Annotated in this window: 20 protein-coding genes; 6 read left to right on the forward strand and 14 right to left on the reverse strand. The window is 46.1% G+C overall.

All coding sequences use genetic code 11. From position 1 onward, the window contains the following. Positions 1–8 precede the first annotated feature (8 nt). The 11 genes from F9L33_RS10820 to F9L33_RS10870 all read right to left on the reverse strand — a co-directional run bounded on the left by F9L33_RS10820 (position 9) and on the right by F9L33_RS10870 (position 12,609). A complete protein-coding gene (locus F9L33_RS10820; RefSeq protein ID WP_193222024.1) occupies positions 9–1,037 on the reverse strand; it encodes an enoyl-CoA hydratase/isomerase family protein in 1,029 nt (342 codons plus the stop codon). Beyond that, entirely contained in the window at positions 1,034–2,185 is a 1,152-nt protein-coding gene (locus F9L33_RS10825; RefSeq protein ID WP_152142801.1) for an acyl-CoA dehydrogenase family protein, read from the reverse strand. Before F9L33_RS10825 ends, F9L33_RS10820 begins: the two co-directional genes overlap by 4 nt. A gap of 10 nt (positions 2,186–2,195) precedes the next feature. Beyond that, the gene (locus F9L33_RS10830; RefSeq protein WP_152142802.1) at positions 2,196–2,948 is read right to left on the reverse strand and encodes an SDR family NAD(P)-dependent oxidoreductase; all 753 of its coding nucleotides are present in this window, start codon (positions 2,946–2,948) and stop codon (positions 2,196–2,198) included. 2 nt (positions 2,949–2,950) lie between these two features. Beyond that, positions 2,951–4,132 carry an acetyl-CoA C-acyltransferase gene (locus F9L33_RS10835; protein WP_152142803.1) on the reverse strand — a complete coding sequence of 394 codons (1,182 nt, stop codon included), beginning with the start codon at positions 4,130–4,132 and terminating at the stop codon, positions 2,951–2,953. Between the two features lie 119 nt (positions 4,133–4,251). Further along, positions 4,252–5,475 (reverse strand): phenylacetate--CoA ligase family protein, encoded by a 1,224-nt coding sequence (locus F9L33_RS10840; RefSeq protein ID WP_152142942.1) that lies wholly within the window; start codon positions 5,473–5,475, stop codon positions 4,252–4,254. Between the two features lie 2 nt (positions 5,476–5,477). After that, entirely contained in the window at positions 5,478–6,302 is an 825-nt protein-coding gene (locus F9L33_RS10845) for an ABC transporter ATP-binding protein (RefSeq protein ID WP_152142804.1), read from the reverse strand. 73 nt (positions 6,303–6,375) lie between these two features. Further along, on the reverse strand, positions 6,376–7,662 hold the full coding sequence (locus F9L33_RS10850) for an ABC transporter substrate-binding protein (RefSeq protein WP_152142805.1): 1,287 nt from the start codon (positions 7,660–7,662) through the stop codon (positions 6,376–6,378). A gap of 63 nt (positions 7,663–7,725) precedes the next feature. Beyond that, on the reverse strand, positions 7,726–8,802 hold the full coding sequence (locus F9L33_RS10855; RefSeq protein ID WP_152142806.1) for a branched-chain amino acid ABC transporter permease: 1,077 nt from the start codon (positions 8,800–8,802) through the stop codon (positions 7,726–7,728). Between the two features lie 2 nt (positions 8,803–8,804). Then, a complete protein-coding gene (locus F9L33_RS10860; RefSeq protein WP_152142807.1) occupies positions 8,805–9,803 on the reverse strand; it encodes a branched-chain amino acid ABC transporter permease in 999 nt (332 codons plus the stop codon). Positions 9,804–9,835: 32 nt separating this feature from the next. Beyond that, positions 9,836–10,651 (reverse strand): ABC transporter ATP-binding protein, encoded by an 816-nt coding sequence (locus F9L33_RS10865; protein WP_152142808.1) that lies wholly within the window; start codon positions 10,649–10,651, stop codon positions 9,836–9,838. Beyond that, the gene (locus F9L33_RS10870) at positions 10,648–12,609 is read right to left on the reverse strand and encodes an AMP-binding protein (RefSeq protein WP_152142809.1); all 1,962 of its coding nucleotides are present in this window, start codon (positions 12,607–12,609) and stop codon (positions 10,648–10,650) included. The genes F9L33_RS10865 and F9L33_RS10870 overlap by 4 nt, the downstream gene beginning before the upstream one ends. Before the next feature lie 175 nt (positions 12,610–12,784). Between F9L33_RS10870 and F9L33_RS10875 the strand changes: the two genes are divergently transcribed. After that, entirely contained in the window at positions 12,785–14,707 is a 1,923-nt protein-coding gene (locus F9L33_RS10875) for a PAS-domain containing protein (protein WP_226804091.1), read from the forward strand. Further along, positions 14,701–15,405 carry a response regulator transcription factor gene (locus F9L33_RS10880; protein WP_152142810.1) on the forward strand — a complete coding sequence of 235 codons (705 nt, stop codon included), beginning with the start codon at positions 14,701–14,703 and terminating at the stop codon, positions 15,403–15,405. Before F9L33_RS10875 ends, F9L33_RS10880 begins: the two co-directional genes overlap by 7 nt. Here F9L33_RS10880 and F9L33_RS10885 read toward each other — a convergent pair. Further along, complete coding sequence (locus F9L33_RS10885; protein ID WP_226804093.1) at positions 15,402–16,406, reverse strand: GlxA family transcriptional regulator; 1,005 nt, start codon at positions 16,404–16,406, stop codon at positions 15,402–15,404. The two genes, F9L33_RS10880 and F9L33_RS10885, sit on opposite strands and share 4 nt — an antisense overlap. Positions 16,407–16,553: 147 nt before the next feature. Here F9L33_RS10885 and F9L33_RS10890 point away from each other — a divergent pair, with 147 nt between their 5' ends. The 4 genes from F9L33_RS10890 to F9L33_RS10905 are packed head-to-tail and all read left to right on the forward strand — an operon-like array spanning position 16,554 to position 21,612. Further along, complete coding sequence (locus tag F9L33_RS10890; protein WP_152142811.1) at positions 16,554–17,804, forward strand: sarcosine oxidase subunit beta family protein; 1,251 nt, start codon at positions 16,554–16,556, stop codon at positions 17,802–17,804. A gap of 1 nt (position 17,805) precedes the next feature. Next, positions 17,806–18,093, forward strand: coding sequence for a sarcosine oxidase subunit delta (locus F9L33_RS10895; RefSeq protein WP_152142812.1), 288 nt, complete (start codon positions 17,806–17,808; stop codon positions 18,091–18,093). Further along, a complete protein-coding gene (locus F9L33_RS10900; RefSeq protein ID WP_152142813.1) occupies positions 18,090–21,047 on the forward strand; it encodes a sarcosine oxidase subunit alpha family protein in 2,958 nt (985 codons plus the stop codon). Before F9L33_RS10895 ends, F9L33_RS10900 begins: the two co-directional genes overlap by 4 nt. After that, entirely contained in the window at positions 21,040–21,612 is a 573-nt protein-coding gene (locus F9L33_RS10905) for a sarcosine oxidase subunit gamma (protein ID WP_152142814.1), read from the forward strand. Before F9L33_RS10900 ends, F9L33_RS10905 begins: the two co-directional genes overlap by 8 nt. Positions 21,613–21,681: 69 nt before the next feature. Here the strand turns inward: F9L33_RS10905 and F9L33_RS10910 are convergent, their stop codons facing one another. Both F9L33_RS10910 and ilvD read right to left on the reverse strand, forming a co-directional pair. Further along, on the reverse strand, positions 21,682–22,245 hold the full coding sequence (locus tag F9L33_RS10910) for a histidine phosphatase family protein (RefSeq protein WP_152142815.1): 564 nt from the start codon (positions 22,243–22,245) through the stop codon (positions 21,682–21,684). Between the two features lie 86 nt (positions 22,246–22,331). Then, positions 22,332–24,176, reverse strand: coding sequence for a dihydroxy-acid dehydratase (ilvD, locus tag F9L33_RS10915; RefSeq protein ID WP_152142816.1), 1,845 nt, complete (start codon positions 24,174–24,176; stop codon positions 22,332–22,334). Between the last annotated feature and the right edge of the window lie 61 nt (positions 24,177–24,237).

Raw genomic sequence — 24,237 nt, forward strand, 5'->3', positions numbered from 1 at the left:
TATTTTCCTTACAACTTAAAATCACCATCTTCTGCTGCTTGATGCATCTTTGCCAACAAAGTCTTTGGTACATCCGCTAGTGTTGGAAACTTCCAAACTGGATTACGGTCTTTATCAATAACCGCGGCACGAATACCTTCAAGAAATTCTCCTTCGGTCGTAGAAATACTCACGAAACGATATTCATTGCGCAAAGCTTGTTCCAGATCACCATTTCGCGCATCACGAATAGCAATCAATGTCGCCATTTGTGAGTAAGGCGCCCCATGCTTAAAAGCCTTTAAGGCCTTCATCGAAAAATCACTCCCAATGTCGGCGAGCATAGCCATCATTTCGGGAATGGTCTCTAAACTAAAGACAGAATTAATAATGGGCTGCTGTTCCTGTAGACGCGACAATCCAGGCGCTTCGTGGAATGCTTCTAGAACACTTAAATCACCATCTTGTAACAAGGCATCGTGTAATTCATTTAGCTTCTCTGAGGGAATATAGTAATCCGCCACACCTGCATATAAACAATCGGCACCTGATAGGTGTGCACCCGTTAATCCTAGATATTCACCGCATGCACCTGGAGTATTTGCAAGAAGATAAGTACCACCTACGTCGGGTAATAATCCAATCGCACACTCTGGCATGGCAAGCATTGTTCGATCAGTAACAATACGATGCGATCCATGCGCAGAAATACCAACACCGCCACCCATAACGATACGATCCATAAGGGCCACATAAGGTTTAGAATAATTAGCAATCTTTGCATTCAACCGATATTCGTCTCGCCAAAAACTCCGTGCACCTTTATGGTTCCCTGTCGTACCTTGCCTATAAAAATCAGCAATATCCCCACCTGCACAAAATGCTTTTTCTCCTTCGGCATCGATTAGAACGAAGGCGATATTATCATCCTTTTCCCAAGCGTCTAAAGCTTTTTCTATTGCCAAAGCCATGGCATGATTCAAAGCATTTAAGGCCTGCGGTCGTGTTAAGGTTATGTGTCCAACACGCCCAGTTATTCTTATATTGATATCAGTCACGAGCGATCTCTTTCGTCTAGGAATGCACGGCTGATGATAACGCGCATAATTTCATTTGTGCCCTCTAGAATTTGATGCACACGAATATCACGCAGCAACTTTTCAATACCGTAATCTTCAAGATATCCGTACCCGCCTAAAAGTTGCAAAGCATCGTTCGTGACATCATAGCATGTATCCGTCACGAACAGTTTTGCCATCGCACAGTATTTCGTTGCATCCGTTGCATTTGCATCCAACTTCCATGCAGCTTGCCGTAGGAAAATACGGGATGCTTGCACCTTCGTTTCCATATCCGCTAGTTTAAATTGCAACGCTTGAAATCGATCAATCGATTTACCAAAAGCTTTACGTTCACCCATATAAGTCGCAGCAATTTTCAATGCTTGGCTTGCAGCACCTAATGAACAAGCCGCAATGTTCAGACGCCCACCATCCAAACCTTCCATAGCATAATTGAACCCTTTGCCCTCTTCACCCAACAAGTTATCCGCTGCTACATGGCAATCATCCATCTGAACTTGTGCAGTAGGTTGAGCACGCCAACCCATTTTTTGCTCTAAGCCACCAAAGGACAACCCATCAGACCCACTTGGAACTGTAATTGCGGACACGCCTTTTGGGCCATCTTGGCCAGTGCGGCACATAACCAAATATAGGTCAGCATAACCACCACCAGAAATGAAAGCTTTATTACCCGTCAATGAATAGCCTTCATTTGTACGTGTCGCTTTAGTTCGCAATGCAGCGGCATCTGACCCAGAGCCTGGTTCTGTTAAGCAATAAGAACAATAGGCTTCCATCGAAACCAGCTTATCCAACCATTCTGTTTTGACTGTATCAGAACCATGTTTCGCAATCATATTTGCACACATATTATGAATAGAAATAAACGCTGACACTGCAGGACATGCCATGGCCAACGCTTCAAAAACAAGCGTTGCATCCAAACGCGACAGACCAGCACCGCCTTTATCCTCGGGTACATACATTGCTCCAAACCCAAGTTCGGCGGCAGATGTTAAAACATCGCGGGGAATCGTTCCATCTTTTTCCCATTGCAGAGCATGTGGTGCGATTGTATCTTGGCCAAAGTTATAGGCCATTTCAAAGATAAGGTTTTGCTCTTCTGTCAGTTCAAAATTCATATGACCCCCTTTAACGTGGTTGCATCCGTGTTGCTCCATCAAGACGGATGACTTCGCCATTTAGAAAGCTATTTTCAGCGATATGCATCGCAAGTTTTGCAAACTCATTTGGTGACCCCAGTCGATTTGGGAATGGGATATTTGATGCAAGTGAATCCTGTACGTCTTGTGGAAATGCCGTCACCATTGGCGTGCCAAAAATACCAGGAGCAATCGCCATCACGCGAATTCCAAGCTTTGCCAAATCCCGCGCCATAGGGATCGTCATTGCCGCAACCCCCCCTTTAGAAGCACCATAAGCAATCTGCCCAATTTGCCCTTCAAACGCAGCAACAGAAGCCGTGTTTATAATAACACCCCGCTCACCGTCTTCATTCAGTGTGTCAGCTTTTGACATACCCAATGCGGATTGGCTGCTAACATTAAAACTGCCTACCAAATTCACGTTAATCACTTTTTGAAACAGCGCCGCATCATGTGCAGCCCCCCGTGAAACAGTTTTAGCAGCTGGTGCAATACCCGCACAGTTGACGCAAATACGTTCCTGACCATTTGCCTTACGTGCTTTTTCCAAAGCTGTCATAACACTTTCAGGATCGGTCACATCTGTTTGGCAAAAAACAGCATCTGTCTCCTTTGTGGGGGTATTTATATCTAAAATGGCGACCTTAACACCCTTAGCCAACAAACCATCAACAACAGCCCCTCCAAGACCAGATGCCCCACCTGTTACAACAGCGGAAATATTGGAACTAAGTTCCATACTTACGCCCGTTCAACAGCAATTGCAGTTCCTTCACCACCACCAATACAGATTGCAGCGATCCCACGTTTTAATCCGCGTTTTTCCAAAGCATTCAGAAGTGTGACAACAATACGCGTACCAGAGGCACCAATTGGATGGCCCAATGCACATGCGCCCCCATTCACATTGATCTTATCACGTGAAATACCCAGTTTTTGCATAAACGCCATTGGAACGACTGCAAAAGCTTCATTCACTTCCCAGAGATCAACATCATCGACAGACCAACCGATCTTCTCCATTAGTTTTTGAGCCGCAGGAACGGGAGCGGTCGTAAACCATTCTGGCTCATGTGCATGACTTGCGTGCCCAACAATCCGCGCTTTAATTGGAGTATTTAATTCCTGAGCCTTATCTTCAGACATCATCACAACGGCAGCAGCGCCATCTGAAATTGATGACGCATTCGCAGCTGTGACAGTCCCATCTTTATCAAATGCTGGGCGTAATGTAGGGATTTTATCAGGGCGTGCTTTTGATGGCTGTTCATCGGCATCGATTACAATATTACCCTTACGCGTTTTCACTGTAAATGCTGCAATCTCCCCATCAAACGCACCCGTCTTTTCAGCTTCAATCGCATTAGACAAAGACGTTAAAGCATAATCATCCTGCGCCTCACGCGTGAATTGATGCTCTTTTGCACATAGCTCAGCAAAGTGCCCCATAAGGCTACCTTTGTCATAGGCATCCTCTAAACCATCAAGGAACATATGATCTTTCATCTCCACATGGCCTAAACGGGCACCACCACGTGTTTTAACAGATAGATAAGGCGCAAGGCTCATATTTTCCATACCACCTGCAACCATAATATCCTGACTACCAGCCTTCAATTGATCATGGGCAGTCATGATTGTCTTCATTCCTGAACCGCAAACTTTATTCACGGTTGTACAGGGTACAGATTGCGGTAGTCCAGCGCCCAATGCAGCCTGACGCGCAGGTGCTTGACCCAGACCGGCTGGCAGCACACAACCCATCAATACTTCATCCACTTTATCCGCACTTATACCAGCGGCATCCACAGCTGCTTTGATTGCAGCTGAACCAAGTTCGGGGGCTGGTGTATTTTGAAAGTCCCCTTGGAACCCTCCCATAGGCGTGCGTGCCGCTCCAACAATTACGATTGTATCTGACATAAATGCTCCTAGGCTTTATCTAATTAAATGAACGTTCGTTCATATATTGGTATTGAAATGGAAAATCCAAGCGGAGTCAACATTATCATTTTATACGGTTATTTAAAACTCTCAGCAGATTAATTCACATCACGCAGATCATGAATAACCAAACCATCTTTGGGAAGGCTGCCCAGAGCACAAATCTCAATTTCACTGCGTAATTTCAAAATATCTTTGATACTCGCTTGATATTTTGCACAATCACCTTCGTTAGTTTCAAGTTTCACACGCATGATATCGCTTTTACCATCGTTATCTACTTCGATACGCGCTTTTGATACCTCGGGATGCCGCTCTACAAGCGTAGCAACTTGTTCAGGGCGTACAAACATACCCTTTACCTTTGTGGCTTGGTCTGCACGGCCACGCCAACCAACAATGCGCATATTCGTTCTTCCACATGGGCTTTTGCCTGTCATAACAGCCGATAAATCGCCTGTAGAAAAGCGTATCAAAGGAAAATCAGCATTTAAGCTGGTCACAACAACTTCACCAATTTCACCATTTGCAACGGGCTTTCCAGTACCTGGTATTACAATCTCAACAATCACACCTTCATCAACAATCAAGCCTTCCATTGCAGATGTTTCATAAGCGATATTCCCTAGTTCAGCTGTACCATAGGCCTGCAAACATTGGATGCCGCGCTCTTGGTACGCTTGGCGCATTTGTGGGAATAACGGTCCACCACTTACTACCGCTGCACGAATTGATGAAAGGTCTAAACCCAATTCATCCCCTTTTCCCAAGATACGGCCCAAATAATCTGGCGTACCTGCATAGGCTGTTACCCCTAGGTCTGCTGCAGCCAGTGCTTGCAATTCCGTCTGCCCCGGTCCTGTTGGAATAATTGTAGCCCCAACCGCCGCAGCCGCATTTTCAAACATCATTCCAGCGGGAGTAAAATGATACGAAAACGTATTTTGAATGATGTCGCCTATACCAATACCCGCAGCATTTAAGAACCGACCAAATCGCCACCAATCTTTATCCCGTTGCCCCATTTCATAAATTGGGCCTGGTGATTGGAAAACGTGGTGCACTTTATCCATTGATAAAGCGGCATACCCACCCAAAGGTCGTCGTTTTTTCTGTGCATCAGACAAACCAGATTTTCGCAACACTGGTAATCTCACCAAATCTTCAACGCATGTAATTTGATCGGGGTTAATATCTGCAAAACTTTCAGCAAACCCCGCAGCATTCATTTTAGCATTTGCAATAGCGACGGGCAAAACCTTTGCAAAATCTGCAGCACGTTCATCATCAGATCGCGTTTCCAATGTATCGTAAAAACCCACCATTAGCTTAACCATCTTTTGCGGCGACGATAACTGCGCACATCGCGAAATGATTTGCGACCTTCATCCGACATACCCAAATAAAATTCTTTCACATCAGGATTTTCGCGCAATTCTGCGGCAGGACCATCCATAACAACACGACCAGATTCCAAGATATAGCCATAATGTGCGAACCGCAAAGCTACGTTTGTGTTTTGCTCAGCCAATAAAAATGAAACACCTTCTTTTTCATTCAGGTCTTTTACGATCCCAAAAATCTCTTCCACCAATTGTGGCGCCAAGCCCATACTCGGCTCATCTAACAACACAGTTTCAGGTTTCGACATCAAAGCTCGCCCAATCGCGCACATCTGTTGTTCACCGCCCGATGTATATCCCGCCTGACTTTTACGACGTTCTTTCAATCGGGGAAAATATTCATATACCAGATCCAGATCCCGTGTAATTTCTGCACGGCTTGCACGGCGCGTATAACTGCCAGTCAGCAAATTCTCTTCGATAGTTAGATGCTCAAAACAATGGCGCCCTTCCATCACTTGGATCACACCAGACTTCACTAAGGCAGCAGGATTAAGGTCAGCAACAGGGCTCCCACGATAGGTAATTGTGCCCTTTGTGACTTCTCCGCGCTCAGAATGTAGTAAGTTGGATATGGCTTTTAACGTTGTGGTCTTACCAGCACCATTGCCACCCAAAAGTGCCGTAATACCACCTTTGGGAACCGACAGGCTTACACCTTTCAAAACAAGGATCACGTGATTATAAATCACTTCAATATTGTTCACTTCCAGCAATTTCTCTTGTATGTTTGTGTCATCCAACATGGGTGTTTCCAACAGGTAAAAATTCAATAGGAACCTCTGGCCCAATCATGGGCCAGAGACAATTTAACAGGGCTTACTTACAGCCTTCTGCAATGTTGTTTTCTGCAGCAAATGCAGCACTATCTTCTGCGATCAAAGCATTGATAATTTCATTATCCGATGGCTCAAAACCAGAGATCAAAGACCACTTCTTCGCAGATGCATCCCACTGGCTGATCGCGCCCAAACCTGGGCCACCGTGGTTTTCGCACGATACGCTAAATGTTGGGCCAAAGTTCGGCATACCAAGTGCAGTCATCTTCGCTTCGTCAATAACCAAAGCTTCCATGCCATCACGCATCATCGCAGGTGTAATATCTGCAGTGCCGTGAATTTCTTGCGCTGTTTTCGCCGCTTCTACAGCCAACATAGCTGCGTACATGCCGCGATTGTAAAGCACTGTACCAACTTGGTCGCCAGCACCCGCTGCATTACCCGCATCGACAACATACTTTTTAATGTCATCAAACACTGGGAAATCAGACCCAACATTGTGCATTGCCAAAGCTTTATAACCGTTTGCACCGTCACCTGCTGGCAAAACATCATTTTCAGAGCCAGACCACCAAATACCTACAAATTTATCCATTGGGTAACGGATGTTCGCAGCTTCTTGGATTGCCACTTGGTTCATAACACCCCAGCCCCACATGAATACGTAGTCTGGTTTTTCACGACGAATTTGCAACCACTGCGATTTTTGTTCTTGGCCTGGGTGATCCACAGCTAACAAGCTTAGTTTGAAACCGTGTTTTTTGGACAGTTCTTCCAGCGTACGGATAGGCTCCTTACCATAAGCAGAGTTGTGATAGACAAGCGCAATTGTTTTACCGCTAATGTCACCACCACTGTCGGCAATCGCATGGTTCACAGCATGGCTAGCACCATTCCAATAGTTTGCAGGGTAGTTAAAGATATTTGAAAACACCTTACCATTCGCTGCTGACGTACGTCCGTACCCCATTGAGTGCACAGGAATACCATCCGCAGTTGCTTTTGGGATCAACTGATATGTAATACCCGTTGAAAGCGGTTGATACACAAGTGCACCCTCACCTTTTGTAGACTCATAACACTCAACACCTTTTTCAGTGTTATAGCCTGTCTCACAAGCAATCACTTTCGCAGCAACTCCACCGATGCCACCGTCACGCGCATTCACAAGCGTAAAGTAATCCGCATAGCCATCTGCAAACGGAATACCGTTCGCTGCATATGGGCCTGTTCTGTAATCCAATGATGGGAACACTAGGTCCGCCAAAACTGGAGTTGCGGCGATTGATGCCGCGACAGCTGCTGCTGCCAGTTTGGTTAGTTTCATGTCAGGTTCCTCCCTATAGGTTGACATATTGTGATGCGCCTTTGCGGCGCGTGGTATTGGGCCCTAATGTGGGAAGGGCCAAAGTCTTAATTTTTCTTTTGCAAGACGCCATAATTGTGCAAAACCGTGAGGTTCTAGGATTAGGAAAATCACGATCAAACCGCCCACAATGACAAATTGGAAATGTGATGCCAAATCTGTTGGCCAGCCAAGATACCCAACCATGATGTTTTTCAACAGAACGGGCATCAGCACCATAAAGGCGGCCCCTGCGAATGATCCAAAGATTGAGCCAAGGCCGCCAATGATAATCATAAAGAGCACAAGGAATGATTTGCTGATATCAAACGCTTCACCAACTTCAGCAGCACCAAGATAAATCGCAAACAACAGAGCTCCTGCTATACCAATGTAGAATGAGCTGACACCAAAGGCCGTAAGTTTGGTTTTTAACGGATCAACACCAATGATTTCTGCAGCAATATCCATATCACGGATAGCCATCCATTTGCGCCCGTTGGCTCCGCGAGTCAGATTGCGCGCGGCCCAAGCTAAGACAAAGACAAAGCATAGACAGAACAAATAACTCACTGCAGGCGTTACATTCGCACCCGTAACAGCAAATCCAAAAACACTGCGTTCTGGGGCTGAAATTTGACCGGAAGCTGAGTAATTATAAAACCATGGGAATTTGTTAAACATCCAAACGAGGAAAAACTGTGCGGCCAATGTCGCCACGGCCAAATAGAACCCTTTGATCCGCAGGCTTGGCAGACCGAATAAGATTCCAACAAATGCCGTTACGCCACCTGACAGTAAGATAACAATAATCATACTCAATTCAGGGAAAGCCGTCATTAACTTGTAAGCTGAAAAAGCCCCAACAGCCATAAAACCACCAGTCCCAAGGCTGACCTGCCCACAATACCCCGTAAGAATATTTAAGCCAATCGCAGCGATTGAGTAAATCAAAAATGGTAACACAACCGCATTGACCCAATAGTCATTGATCAAAAAGGGTACCACCAAAAACGCAAATGCGATTGTGATGAAATACCCCCAACGATCAAACGCAATTGGAAAGGTTTGTTGGTCTTTTGCATAAGATGTTTTGAAATCACCTGCTTCACGGTACAGCATCTTTACACCCTCTCAATAATCTTTTCGCCAAACAAACCTTGGGGTCTGAAGACTAGGAATAATAAGGCCAACATATAGGCAAACCAGTTTTCTGTGGCACCACCCAAGAACGGCGCGCCAATTAAGAATTCAAATAGTTTTTCACCGACGCCAATGATCAACCCGCCGATGATCGCACCCGGGATGGATGTAAATCCACCAAGCATTAAAACAGGTAACGCCTTGAGTGCGATCAAAGACAGGGAGAACTGAACCCCTGATTTAGACCCCCACATAATCCCCGCAACAAGTGCCACAAATCCTGCGATTGCCCAAACAATCACCCAAATGGATCGTAGTGAAATACCAACGGACAATGCTGCTTGGTGATCATCTGCAACAGCGCGTAATGCACGGCCCGTTTTTGTGTATTGGCTAAAGATTACCAGACTGATCACAAGGATCGCAGCAAAGATCGTGGCCCAGATATCAAGGTTATCAATATAGAACCCATAAAAATCATCACCACCTAAGAAAGCTGTATTTTCTTCCAGCCAGATATTACCACCCTGCGGAATACCAACATCAAGCTTCTTAATATCAGCCCCCCACATCAGGTCGCCAAAACCTTCCATGAAATAAGCCAAACCAATGGTCGCCATGAACAGAATAATAGGTTCTTGATTAACCAGATGTTTCAGGATGTATTTTTCAACCAAAAAGGCAAACAGGATCATTACGGCTAAAGAGCAGAGGATCGCAAAGAAAGCAGGCATATGCCAACCAAAGTGGTGTATATCCGTCCCAAATACCGCATTAATCAAATGTGAAAATGGTATTTCGCCATTTTGAAACCCAACCAACGTCAGCGCAGCAAACAATGCCATAACTCCTTGGGCATAATTGAAAATACCAGACGCTTTGAAAATCAGAACAAAGCCAAGCGCCACCAGTGAATACATCACCCCAGCCATTAATCCGTTTAAGATCACTTCTATGGCATAGTAAAAATCAGCAGACATAGAAGCCCCCTATTGTTTTTAGCGTCCTAAAATCAGTCATGTGACACCCCCAAATATGCGTCGATCACAGCTTGATTGCTACGCACCTCATCAGGTGTTCCATCGCCAATCTTTTGTCCATAATCCATCACCACAACACGATCAGCGATATCCATCACCACGCCCATGTCGTGTTCAATCAATGCAATCGTTGTGCCAAACTCATCATTCACATCCAGAATAAAGCGGGACATGTCCTCTTTTTCTTCAACGTTCATGCCTGCCATTGGTTCATCCAACAGCAACAACTTTGGTTCAGCGGCCAAAGCGCGCCCAAGTTCCACGCGTTTTTGCAAACCATATGGCAAACGCCCAACAGGTGTTTTACGGATGGTTTGAATTTCCAAAAAGTCGATGATTTTCTCAACAACTTCGCGGTTCGCGGTTTCCTCGTCTTGGGCCTTACCCCACCACGCCATTTGGCTGACCATGTTTGATTTCATATGCGTCAAACGACCTGTCATAATATTATCCAGCGTCGACATGCCCTTGAACAAAGCAATATTTTGGAAGGTCCGTGCCAAACCTTGTTTCGCAATCTGATGTGGCTTCATCGGCTTGCGTTTTGCGCCGCGAAACCAAACCTCGCCCTCTTGTGGGTGATAAAATCCATTGATCACGTTCAGCATAGATGACTTACCAGCACCGTTTGGGCCAATGATTGCGCGAATTTCACCTTCGCGAATATCAAAAGAGATATCTTTAATCGCCACTACACCACCAAAGCGCAGTGTGATATTCTTCATCTCCATAACAGGTGCACCAATCGTGCGTCCGTCTACCGTGATATAACTGTCTTGCATATTCATGCCGCCACCTTTGTACGTGGCTGTACAGCCGTATCACGAATTTCTAATGTTGCAGAAATAGATCCCTTACGACCATCCTCATAGCTGACTTCTGTTTCCGTAAAGATTTCAGAAGCACCACCATAAAGCGCGTTCAACAAGTCTTCGTATTTTTCACCAATGATATTGCGGCGCACTTTTTGTGTCCGTGTCATTTCACCATCATCCGCATCCAATTCTTTGTGTAAGATAAGGAAACGACTGACCTGACAACCCGACAACATCTCGTCCTGAGCAACCGATGCATTTACCTCTTCAATATTCTTTTGGATCATTTCATAAACTTGCGGATGTGCCGCCAGTTCTTGATAGGATGAATAGGCAATATTATTACGCTCTGCCCAATTTCCCACGGCCGTAAGGTCGATATTGATAAAAGCAACACATTCGTCGCGCTGATCCCCAAACACAACAGCTTCTAGAATATTAGAAAAGAACTTCAATTTGTTCTCAACAAACTTCGGCGCAAACATTGATCCATCATTCATCTTACCAACGTCTTTGGCACGATCAATGATCCGCAATTGCCCACTGTCTTTCTCGATAAAGCCAGCGTCACCCGTGGCAACCCAACCTTCTTTATCCTTCGTTTCTTTGGTGCTTTTCGGGTTCTTATAATATTCAACAAAAGCCCCAGGAGAGCGGTAGAAAACCTCACCGCGATCATCAATTCGCAGTTCAACACCTGGGGATGGAACGCCAACGGTATCAGCACGAACACCACCATCAGGCTGTTGTGTAATGAAAACACTCGCTTCTGTTTGACCATAAAGCTGTTTCAGATTGATACCCAAGGAACGGTAAAAATCAAACAACTCAGGCCCAATAGCTTCACCCGCAGTATACCCCACCCGCACACGACTTAAGCCAAGCGTATTCTTCAACGGGCCCGTGATAAACACCTTACCAAAGTGATACTTAAGCTTGTCCATTAAACCTACAGACATGCCATCCAACAATTTCGGACCAACCACTGATGCATGATCCATGAAATACTTAAACAACCATTGCTTAAATTTCCCTGCGTCTTCCATACGGATTTGAACTGTCGTCAGCATACCCTCGAAATATCGCGGAGGGGCAAAGAAATACGTTGGCCCCAACTCACGCAGATCATGTTGCATCGTGTCGCCACTTTCAGGGCACGCCACGCAGAACGCTGCCGAATACGCCTGACCAATCGAGAAGATGAAGTCACCCACCCATGCCATTGGCAGATAAGCAAGAACGCTATCATTGACAGTCAAGCTATCAAATTCGCTGGTCGTACGGCCCGTTTCGATAATGTTGTGATTGGACAAAACTACGCCTTTAGGCCGACCTGTGGTGCCAGACGTATATAGCATCACACAGGTCGTATCTGCCCCTTGCATATCCAAACGCTTTTGCAGTTCAGGCATTAAATCGGCCTTTGCCGTTGCACCCTTAGCCTGCACATCCGTATATTCAAACAATGCAGATTTATCGTATTTTCGCATCCCACGCGGATCCAAATAAACGATTGATTTAAGTGTCTTCAAATCGTCCTTAACATCAATAATCTTATCAACTTGTTCTTGATCTTCAGCCACAACAAAACGCGCCGAACAATGCTCCAGCACATAGGCCATCTCTTCAGCAATAGCGTCTTTATAAAGAGGTACAGGTACTGCGCCTACAGATTGCGCAGCCACCATTGACCAATATAAATGTGGGCGATTACTGCCTACGATAGCAATGTGATCGCCGACATTTACACCCATATCCAAAAACCCAAGCGCAAGATTTTCAATCTCTTGCGCTGTCTCAGCCCAAGTCCAACTCTGCCAAATCCCAAGCTCTTTCTCGCGGTAAGCCGCGGCATTAGGATATTTAGATGCATTGCGCGCTAAAAGCTTTGGCACTGTATCCAGTGCCGCTGCAGAATGTGTATCGGTCATTTTTCCTCCCTCACGTCATATGACGCGTGCCTTAGAGAAACCGAATCTAAGACATGTATAGAGCTTAACCTGAGGAATGTGTTTTTCAGAAGTATTTCCGAAATGTTTCGAAATGTAACAAACGCAAAAATATAGTGTCTGGTCATTTTATATGCCCTAATGCTAACCATTTGGAATGGATAGTAGAGCATTAGAAATAGACCAAATGACACGGTCAGGCCTGAATCTGATCAAGCAAGCGATATCAATTTATGATCGCGATTTAAAACTTATCGTCGCCAACAGACGTTTCAAAGATATGTTTGAACTGCCAGAAAATTTGGTTCAAGTTGGCGCTACTTTTCGCGATACAATCCGTTTTTTAGCGGAGCGCGGCGAATACGGAGTTATCGATGATATAGATGCTTATGTCATTGAAAAGGTTATCCAAGCAAAAGAGTTCGAACCCCATTACATGGAACGCAAGCGCGCAAATGGCACGACCATTTCTGTCGAAGGCAGCCCGTTACGCCAAGGTGGATGGGTTACGGTTTACACAGACATTACCGAAATAAAACATCAAGAAGAACTATTGCAGATACATTCCGATGGTTTATCCGAAAAACTGGTCTCACGCTCTCAGCAACTTAGTAAAATCAATCGAGAACTCACGGCATCTGTTACAGCACTGGAAGAAGCCAAAAGACAGCTTACAGAATCCGAGGCAAGATTAAATTTAACAAACGCGATGACACCAGCCCATATCGCACGAGTAGATCGCAATGGGATTTATACATATTCCAACAATAAACTTGATACGGTTATCCCAACCCGCCCCAAAAACATCATCGGTTTGACCTTTGAAGAAGCGGTAGGGCAAGAAGCATATGAACAGCTAAACCCAAAATTCCAAGAGGCATTAGCAGGTCATTCCAGTTATTTCGAACTGGGTCTTAGAGATCATAACCGCTATGTCCGCGTTGCTTTCACACCTGATATCGATGAAACGGGTGCAGTGTCAGGTGTATATCTGCTGTCCATGGATGTGACCGAAGAAAGTAAAGCTCGTCAAGCATTGATGCATTCTAGGCGCCGTGAATTAGCCGCGCAGTTAACCAGCGGTATGGCGCATGATTTTGCCAACCTACTGACGATCATTCTAGGCCAGCAAAACAAATTGGAAACCCAAGATGGGTTATCCAATGATATGCAAGAAATCATCGCAACAACAAAAGCTGCTGCCTTACGCGGTGGTGCATTATTGGATGGTCTTTCTGCAATTGACGCCACACGAAACTTGACCATCAAACCTGTATCATTCGACGATTTTATGGATGGTGTCAGCCGTCTTGCCTATGCTGCCGTTGCAGACGACGTCACAGTCACAATAGAAACCAATCTAGACGATGCCAAAGTTCTATTAGACCAAGGCTTCACACAAGACGCTTTACTAAATCTTGTTTTAAACGCCAACGAAGCCATTGAGGGCACAGGAAGTATAAAACTTGAAAGCAATATCGTTGAAGATAATTGGTTGGAGTTTACGATCACAGATACAGGAACGGGATTTTCCGAAGAAGCAATACAAAATGCCTTCACACCGTTTTACACATCGAAAAAAGGGCGTGTCGGGCGTGGATTAGGACTATCAACAGTGTTTGACTTTGCCAAAGTCAGCGGAGGGCATGTGAAACTGGACAATACGCCCCAAGGAGGCGCAAGAGTATCTTTGCGAATTCCTTACAGCGTTGCTGCCGATATAAAACCTGGGCTGGTGCTGCTTGTGGAAGATAACCTTGAAATACGCGAAAATATTCGCGGCTATCTACGTGATATGAATCATGCCGTAATCGAAACCAATAGCGCTGAAGAAGCTCAAAAATTGGTTCAAGTTTCAGACATCACACATATAATCACTGATGTTATGTTAGAAGGCAATTTGACTGGTGTCGATTTGGCAAAAACAATATCAAAAGACATTCCCATTCTGATCATTACGTCACTCCCCAAAACCGATCCCCTTCGCATTCAAGCAGAGAATAAATTCCCTGTTCTGCATAAACCATTCGAGGCCGATGATCTGATGTATTTCTTCCAAAGAAAGTCAATGCAATGCTAACAGACCAAAAACTCGTCACCATCCTTGATGATGTAGGCGAAATCCGTGAGATGTTATCAAAGGGGTTGTCTGAAGCTGGTTTCGCAACAAAATCCTATGGCCGTGCCTTAGAATTTGAACGCGATATGCGCACTATATCACCTGATCTTTGCATCATTGATCTAGGCTTACCAGATAAAGACGGTTTGGCTTTGGTTAATAAAATTGCACTGGAAAGTGGTGCAGCCATCATCATTATTTCAGGGCGTTCCATGATCCAAGACAAAATCGCTGGTCTTGAACTGGGCGCAGATGATTACATTACCAAACCCTTCGAATTGGCAGAGGTGATTGCCCGTGTTCGCGCCTTACTCCGTCGCAGTAAAGATGTGGAACAAGTTCAAAAACAGATAGTACATTTTTCAGGTTGGACTGCTGATTTTGATCAACACACACTGACAGATCGGTCTGGCGATACTCAAAGTCTTTCTTTTGCCGAAGCGCAAGTTTTACGTTTGTTTTTGGATGCGCCTAACCGTCTAATCACACGGGAATATATTTTGGATAATCTAGGTACGACAGCCAATGATAACTTTGAACGCGCCATTGATGTGCGCGTTTCACGCCTACGGACAAAGTTGAAAGACGACTCTCAAAACCCAAAATTGATAAAAACCATTTACGGCGCAGGGTATATTTTCATTGGTGAAACGTCTTAAACAGACGGCACTGGCGCATTCTTTTTAACACGGAACATATTCACCTTTTCGCGATCCTCTTGTGGTGTAACCCCGAATTCCTCGGTATAGTATTTCACCAACAGTGCAGACGTTGAATACCCAACTGCCAATGCAATTTGCGCCATTGAAACCCCAGAGTATTGCACCAATTGGCGTGCTGCATTCATGCGTTTGCTACGGTAAAAATGAATAGGGCTTTGTCCTGTTTCCTGTTTAAACTTTCGCTCCATCTGACGTGGCGACAAACCAACAATATCCGCGACTTCTGTCACACTAATCGGCTCATCCAAACTTTCAGAAAACAACTGGACCGCTTTTTGAATAGCAGGCGGCAGCATATCATCAGTACTACTGGAATTCGCAGTCGGAATACGTTGTTGCACCCCTGCCCCGCGCACCAATGGGTGTTGAAACCAACAGGCAACTTCTGTCATGACCTCAGAGTCATGTTCTTGTTTAATCAGGTTCAACATAACATCAAAACCAGCGGCTGCACCTGAAACGGTTGTCCGCGACCTATCCGAATAAATCACATCATCAACCGTTTCTAATTGCGGGAATTCCGCTTCGAATGCGGCGCGATAGCACCAATGCACACTTGTCGTAAATCCGTCCAACAAACCAGCTCGCGCCAATGGAAAAACACCGCCACTGATGCCACCAATATACATCCCATGTTGTACTAATCGACGCAACACACCATTGGAATGCTTTGCATCCTTAAACTCTGACTGCGGCGCGCTTAGGACATAAAGATAATCCAATCCATCCACACCATCCAAATCAATATCAGGATCAAAACCAACAGCAGCACTAGATGTAACGCGGCTGTGTGTTTCGCCAACCAACTGCCAACTGAAAACATCTTTTCCAACAATCTCATTTGCCGCACGCAGCGGTTCAATCATCGATGTCAAACACGCCATAGGGAAACCATCAAAAATCAAAAAGCCTAATTTTTTGACTGAACTATCTGTCATTTCATTTTCCCATTTTTACAAAGCCTAGCGTAAAGACTCTCATAAGGCTAGAATTTGAATATGTCGGATAAATCCATGTCCATGTCCGATTCAATAACGACTTTAAAATCCAAGTCTCTTACCATTTTTATCAAATGGAGTCGTTCAATGCGCTTTTCAGGCTTTAAAGTTATAAAAGAGGCCCTGACCGGTCACAAAGGTTGGGGGCCACAATGGCGGAATCCAGAACCGAAACCACATTATGATTTCATCATCATTGGCGGCGGCGGTCATGGTTTGGCCACAGCTTATTATTTAGTAAAAGAATTTGGTCAAAAGAATATCGCAGTCATCGAAAAGGGCTGGATCGGTGGTGGTAATGTTGGACGTAATACAACAATCATCCGTTCGAACTATCTGTTAGATGGCAATGAACCCTTTTATGAGTTTTCCCTAAAGCTTTGGGAGGGTTTAGAACAAGACTTCAACTACAACGCTATGGTCAGCCAACGTGGTATTTTAAACTTGATCCATTCTGATGCGCAACGTGATGCTTTCACACGTCGTGGCAATGCGATGATCTTGAATGGTGCTGATGCTGTTTTGTTAAACGCTGAAGAAGTCCGCGCCGAAGTTCCTTTCCTAAACTTCGACGATGCGCGTTTTCCAATCAAAGGCGGCCTTGCCCAACGCCGTGGCGGCACAGTTCGTCACGATGCCGTTGCATGGGGCTATGCACGCGGCGCCGATCAACGTGGCGTGGATATTATCCAAAATTGCGAGGTCACTGGTTTCCGCATCGAAAACGGTGTTTGCAAAGGTATCGAAACCTCGCGTGGCTTCATCGGTGCAAATAAAGTTGCATCAGCCGTAGCTGGATCATCCAGTCGTTTGATGTCCAAAGCTGGCATGCGTCTGCCAATGGAAAGCCACGTCCTACAAGCTTTCGTCACCGAAGGCCTTAAACCCGTCATCCCAGGTGTTATCACATTTGGCGCAGGCCATTTCTATGTCAGCCAATCAGACAAAGGTGGCCTTGTGTTTGGCGGCGACATCGATGGTTACAACTCTTATGCCCAACGCGGTAATCTTCCCACTGTCGAAGATGTATGTGAAAGCGGTATGGCGATCATGCCCATGATCGGTCGTTCACGCCTACTACGCTCTTGGGGCGGCATTATGGACATGTCTATGGATGGCTCGCCAATTATCGACAAGACCCATATCGATGGCCTCTATTTCAACGGCGGCTGGTGTTATGGCGGGTTCAAGGCAACCCCTGCATCTGGCTGGTGCTATGCACATCTATTGGCCACAGATACTCCACATAAAACTGCCAAAGCTTATCGTTTTGACCGCTTTGAACACGGTTATATGATTGATGAAAAAGGAATGGGCGCACAGCCCAATTTGCACTGATATGATTATAAACCATCCCATATTAGGTCCACGCGATGCTCAAGAATTCACATATCTTGGCGATGCATCATTGCTCAATCGCCCTGATTGGCAGGCAAATGATGCCGCTGATCAATTCTATAACTACCAATACTTGCGCGACAACCCAGCGGGCGAGCACCGCGAGTTGTGGTTCCATGAGCAAGGGGATCGCAGTTGGTTGGTTGTGACACGCAACACAGTCACACATGAGATTTCTAAGGTCGAATTAGCATCCGATGTCGCCCGTAAAGAGGGTCGCAGCAAATGACACAAAAGAACCGTTTAACTGGCGGCCTGATCGACCGTACGAAACCACTAGAATTCAAATTCGACGGTAAATCCTATGAAGGATTTGAAGGCGATACACTGGCATCTGCTTTACTTGCAAATAATGTCCGCCTTATGGGGCGGTCGTTCAAATACCACCGCCCGCGCGGCCCACTGACAGCTGGTTCAGAAGAACCAAATGCTATCGTTGAATTACGTACAGGTAATCGCCAAGAACCAAACACACGTGCCACAACGGCAGAGCTCTATGATGGTTTGATTGCGAACAGCCAAAATCGCTGGCCATCATTGAAGCATGATTTTATGGCGATCAATGATCGTTTCTCACAATTCTTTGCCGCTGGTTTTTATTATAAAACATTCATGTGGCCTGCTGCATTCTGGGAAAAGGTATACGAACCGATCATTCGCAAAGCAGCTGGCCTTGGTTCCTTGTCTATGGAAGCGGATCCTGATGCCTATGACAAGGGTTTCTTACACTGCGACTTGCTGATCATCGGCGCAGGCCCTGCTGGCCTCTCCGCCGCTTTAACTGCGGGTCGTGCAGGCGCACGCGTGATCATGTCCGAAGAAGACTATATTTGTGGCGGCCGCTTGAACTCTGAAACTTATACTTTGGATGATATGACAGGCACTGAATGGGCCGCGCAAACTTTGGCGGAATTACAAAGCCTGCCAAACGTGCGCATCATGACCCGCACAACTGTTATTGGTTCTTATGATCACGGTATATATGGCGCAGTTGAACGCGTTTCTGATCATATAGCCGTTCCAGCAGATGGCGCTCCAAGACAAACATTATGGCGTATCTACTCAAAACAAGCATTACTTTGCGCAGGATCAACAGAACGCCCAATCGCATTCGAAAACAACGATCGTCCAGGCATCATGCTTGGCGGGGCTGTGCGTTCTTATGTAAATCGCTGGGCAGCAACACCTGCACAAGAAATCGCAATCTTCACTAACAATGACGATGGTCACCGAACTGCGGCTGACTTGGCTGCAAAAGGTATAAAAGTTTCCGCGATCATCGATACACGTGCAGATGCGCCAACTTCGGAACACACAACAGTTCTTGCAGGTGCAAAGGTAAAAGACAGTTTGGGACGCTTAGGTGTGAAACAACTATCCGTGGAATTGGCAGACGGTTCAATCCGTAATGTATCATGTGAAGCTGTCGCTGTTTCAGGCGGATGGAACCCGAACGTGCACATGACATGCCACCAGCGTGGCCGCCCAGAATGGGATGAAAACATTGCAGCCTTTGTTCCAGGTAAAGATGGCCCACCAGGATTATCTGTTGCGGGCTCTGCCGCTGGTATTATGTCAACGCACGGCGCTTTGACAAGCGGCGCAAAATCAGCTGTTGCAATATTGAAGGGCTTAGGCATCAAAGCCAAAGCAGCCAAGACACCAGAAGCAGAAGATGCGCCCGTGAGTTTACAACCTTATTGGTATGTCAAAGGCGGCAAAGGGCGTGCATGGTTGGATCAACAAAATGATGTGACTGTCAAAGACGTAAAACTGGCTCACCAAGAGAATTTCCGTTCTGTTGAGCACTTAAAACGCTACACCACTTTGGGTATGGCAACTGATCAAGGTAAGACATCAAACATGGGCGGTTTGGCGATAATGGCCGAACTTGCGGGCAAGTCTATTCCAGAAGTCGGCACTACAATTTTCCGCCCCCCTTATACCCCCACATCCTTGGGTGTTCTTGGCGGTCGCGCAGTTGGTAAAAATTTCCACCCAACACGTAAAACCCCAAGCCATTTCTGGGCCGAAGAACGCGGTGCTGTTTTCGTTGAGGTTGGCAACTGGCTGCGTGCGCAATGGTTCCCGATTGCTGGTGAAACACATTGGCGCCAATCTGTTGATCGTGAAGTTTTAGCAACCCGTAAATCTGTTGGTATTTGTGATGTGACAACACTGGGTAAAATTGATGTGCAAGGCGCAAATGCTTCAGAGTTTTTAAACAAAGTATATTGCAATGGTTTTGCAAAACTTGCAGTTGGCAAAACGCGCTACGGCTTGATGCTGCGCGAAGATGGCATTGCCATGGATGATGGTACTGCAGGCCGTATGGCAAAGGATCACTTCGTTGTAACCACTACAACAGCAAATGCCGTAAGTGTTTATAGACACATGGAATTTTGCCGCCAATGTCTGTGGCCAGATATAGATGTGCAGCTAATTTCAACAACTGAAAGCTGGGCGCAATATGCAGTGGCTGGGCCAAACTCCAGAAAGCTTTTGGAAAAAGTTGTGGATAGGGAATTTGATATCACGAATGAAGCTTTTCCGTTTATGGCGTGCGGCGAAATCACAGTTTGTGGTGGGTTACGGGCACGTTTGTTCCGCATCTCATTCTCGGGCGAATTGGCCTATGAAATCGCAGTTCCAACACGCTACGGCGATGCGATGATCCGCAAACTTATGGAAGCTGGTGAAGAATTTGATGCCGTCCCCTACGGCACAGAGGCCTTGGGGGTTATGCGCATCGAAAAAGGCCATGCTGCGGGTAATGAACTGAACGGGACAACGACCGCATTAAATCTTGGTATGGGCCGTATGGTTTCCAAGAAAAAAGACAGCATTGGATCAACACTTTCTGAACGTGTTGGCCTGAAGAAAGACGATGCTTTGATGCAGGTTGGTTTTAAACCAGTGGACAGTAAAGAACCTGTGGTTGCTGGATCGCATTTGATGGCCAAAACGGGCGAAGTGAATGCAGCGGTTGATCAGGGATATATCACCTCTGCCGCCTATTCACCCATCTTGGAAAGTTCCATTGGTATCGGCTTCCTCAAAGATGGCAAAAATCGCAAAGGTGAGATCATGCGTGCAGTTAACCCATTGAAAAACCAAACAGTATTCGTAGAAGTTGTCAGCGCCCATTTCGTTGACCCAGACGGGGAGCGGCTTCGTGCATAATCTAAAACCCATCACCGCGTTGGGCGGAAACAAAGCACAGATTGAGACAATCGGCACAGTCACAATTAGCGAATGCCCTGACGTATCATTGACCTCTGTTACTGCGCGATTAGGGGCTGAAAAAACCACAGCTACTGCGTTTAAAAAGGTGTTGGGAATTGGCTTTCCAAAACCAATGCTGAGCGAAACCAAAGACAATGTCACTGCATTTTGGACAGGCCCAAATCAATGCTTTGTCGAAGCCCCTTATGCCACACATGAAACGCTTGCTGCCAGCCTTGCAACATCACTTGAAAACAAAACCTCTGTCACGGAACAATCTGATGGATGGGTGCGGTTTGACTTAGACGGCACAGACTGTTTTTCTGTTCTGGAACGCAGTTGCGCAGCCGATACACCAACAATGCCAATGAATGGTGTGACGCGCACCATTATAGAGCATTTGGGATGTTTTGTTTTACGGCGCTCTGATCATCATTTCAGCATCTACGGCCCACGGTCATCAGCAGGATCTTTGCACCACGCTTTGGTTGCCACAGCACGATCCGTTTTAGCCCAAAAGTGATGTATGATCCGCGTGCACAACCTGTGCACAGTACGTATGACATTTGTCAGACTCTGGGTGTTTTTAAAATCAACGCAAACAGGTCTCAACGTCATTCGATAAATGATAGATACAGCCCTGCTCACGCGGTAATTTAGACAGTTGTTCTTTATCCAACCCTAACCACAATCCACGTAGGATTAAGGATGTGACACCGTGCGTTATAATAAATGCTGGTGCATTTATATCCGTTAGGAATGACATGACACGATCACAAATCGTTGTGAAATCTTCACCTTTTGGGCTGTCATAAAACCACAGACTATCCTCAAAAGGGGATGTGATTTTATCCTCTAACTCTACGTGCGTTAATCCTTCCCAATCGCCAAAAGCAATCTCTTGCAAACGATCATCTATTTGCGGCGCTATAATACCATCCAAAGCAATCTCTGCAGTTTGCAAAGCACGTGGTTGTGGGCTGACGAAAGCTTGCAGTGGTTTACAGGCAATAGATAAAGCAATCTCATTTTGGCGCTTAGCTTGGTCTTTGCCCAATTCAGTCAAAGGGGAATTCATACGACCTTGGAAACGCCCCGCAACGTTCCAAGTGGTTTGGCCATGTCTTAAAATATAGAGGTCAGGAAAACTGGGCATGCAATCACCTAAAAGAAAAAATCGCCTTCACCCGACTTACACGGGTGAAGGCTTATAGGCGTGTAAGGTGTTCACACCTTACTCAATTACTTAGGCTCTAAACGGATAGCCCCTTGAGATGCATTGCCAACCAAAGAGGCATAAGCACGCAATGCTTTGGTAATTTTGCGTTTGCGTGGCTTTTCTGGTCTCCAAGCCATATCACCTTTGGCTTCCATTTCCGCACGACGTTTTGCCAGTTCTTCGTCTGTCAAACGCACATCCATTTTGCGGTTCGGGATATCAATGTCGATGATGTCACCTTCAGCAATCAATGCGATGTTACCACCCTCTGCAGCTTCTGGAGAAACGTGACCAATTGACAAGCCTGATGTCCCGCCAGAGAAGCGACCATCTGTGATCAAGGCACAGACTTTGCCCAAGCGCATGGATTTCAAGTAAGATGTTGGGTAGAGCATTTCTTGCATACCCGGACCACCGCGCGGACCTTCGTAACGGATGACCACAACGTCGCCCGCTTTCACTTCTTTGTTCAAGATGCGGTTTACCGCTTCGTCTTGGCTTTCGCATACAATGGCTGTACCGCTGAATTTATGGATGCTTTCATCCACGCCTGCGGTTTTCACAACGCAACCTTCTTGTGAGAAGTTACCGTATAGAACGGCCAAGCCACCCTCCAATGAATGTGCATGTGCTAAATCGCGGATCACACCATTTTCACGGTCTTTGTCCAACTCTTTGTAACGACGTGATTGGCTGAAGGCTTGTGTTGTGCGCACACCACCAGGCGCAGCTAGGAACAATTCCTGCACAGCCTCATCGTTCGATTGCATGATATCCCATTTCTGGATCGCTTCACCCAATGTATCGGAGTGGATTGTGCCAACAGATGTATCCAGCAAATTCGCACGGTCCATTTCACCCAACAGGCCAAAGATACCACCTGCGCGGTGTACATCTTCCATGTGAACGTTTTGAACCGCTGGTGCCACTTTACACAAGCATGGTGTCGCGCGTGACAAACGGTCGATGTCTTCTACAGTGAAGTCAACTTCGCCTTCCAAAGCAATCGCCAACAGGTGAAGGATCGTGTTTGTTGACCCGCCCATTGTGATGTCCATTGTCATCGCGTTTTCAAAAGCTGCTTTTGTGGCGATACCGCGTGGTGAAATCGATGTGTTCCCCTTCACATAATATTCTTGTGTCAGCTCAACGATGCGTTGGCCCGCTTTGCGGAACAGCATTTCACGATCCGAGTGTGTTGCTAATGTTGAGCCGTTGCCTGGTAGTGCAAGGCCCAGAGCCTCTGCCAAGCAGTTCATAGAGTTGGCTGTAAACATACCAGAACAAGATCCACATGTCGGACATGCATTTTCTTCAATAGATTGTACTTCTTCATCTGTGCGTTCAGGGTTCGCCGCTTCGATCATTGCATCCACTAGGTCAACTTTGCGCAAGTCGCCATCGATATCAACTTTACCCGCTTCCATTGGGCCGCCTGATACGAACACAACTGGGATATCAAGGCGCATCGCAGCCATCATCATACCCGGTGTGATTTTATCGCAGTTAGAAATACAAACCATTGCGTCTGCACAGTGTGCATTCACCATGTATTCCACACTGTCAGCGATCACTTCGCGTGATGGCAATGAATACAACATGCCATCGTGACCCATTGCGATACCGTCATCCACAGCGATTGTGTTGAATTCTTTTGCAACACCGCCCGCCGCTTCGATTTCGGACGCAACCAAACCGCCAAGGTCCTTAAGATGCACGTGACCCGGGACGAATTGTGTGAAAGAGTTTACCACTGCGATGATCGGCTTGCCGAAGTCGTCGTCTGTCATGCCTGTTGCGCGCCAAAGACCGCGGGCGCCTGCCATGTTACGTCCATGCGTAGAAGTACGTGAGCGATATGGTATCATTGTAATGGCTCCAAAAGATTAGCTTGGGCTGTTTTGCCTCAAGTTTTTCGAAGTTTCCAGA

Origin of the sequence: Amylibacter sp. SFDW26, from assembly GCF_009184395.1 — a bacterium.
Taxonomy (GTDB): Bacteria; Pseudomonadota; Alphaproteobacteria; order Rhodobacterales; family Rhodobacteraceae; genus Amylibacter.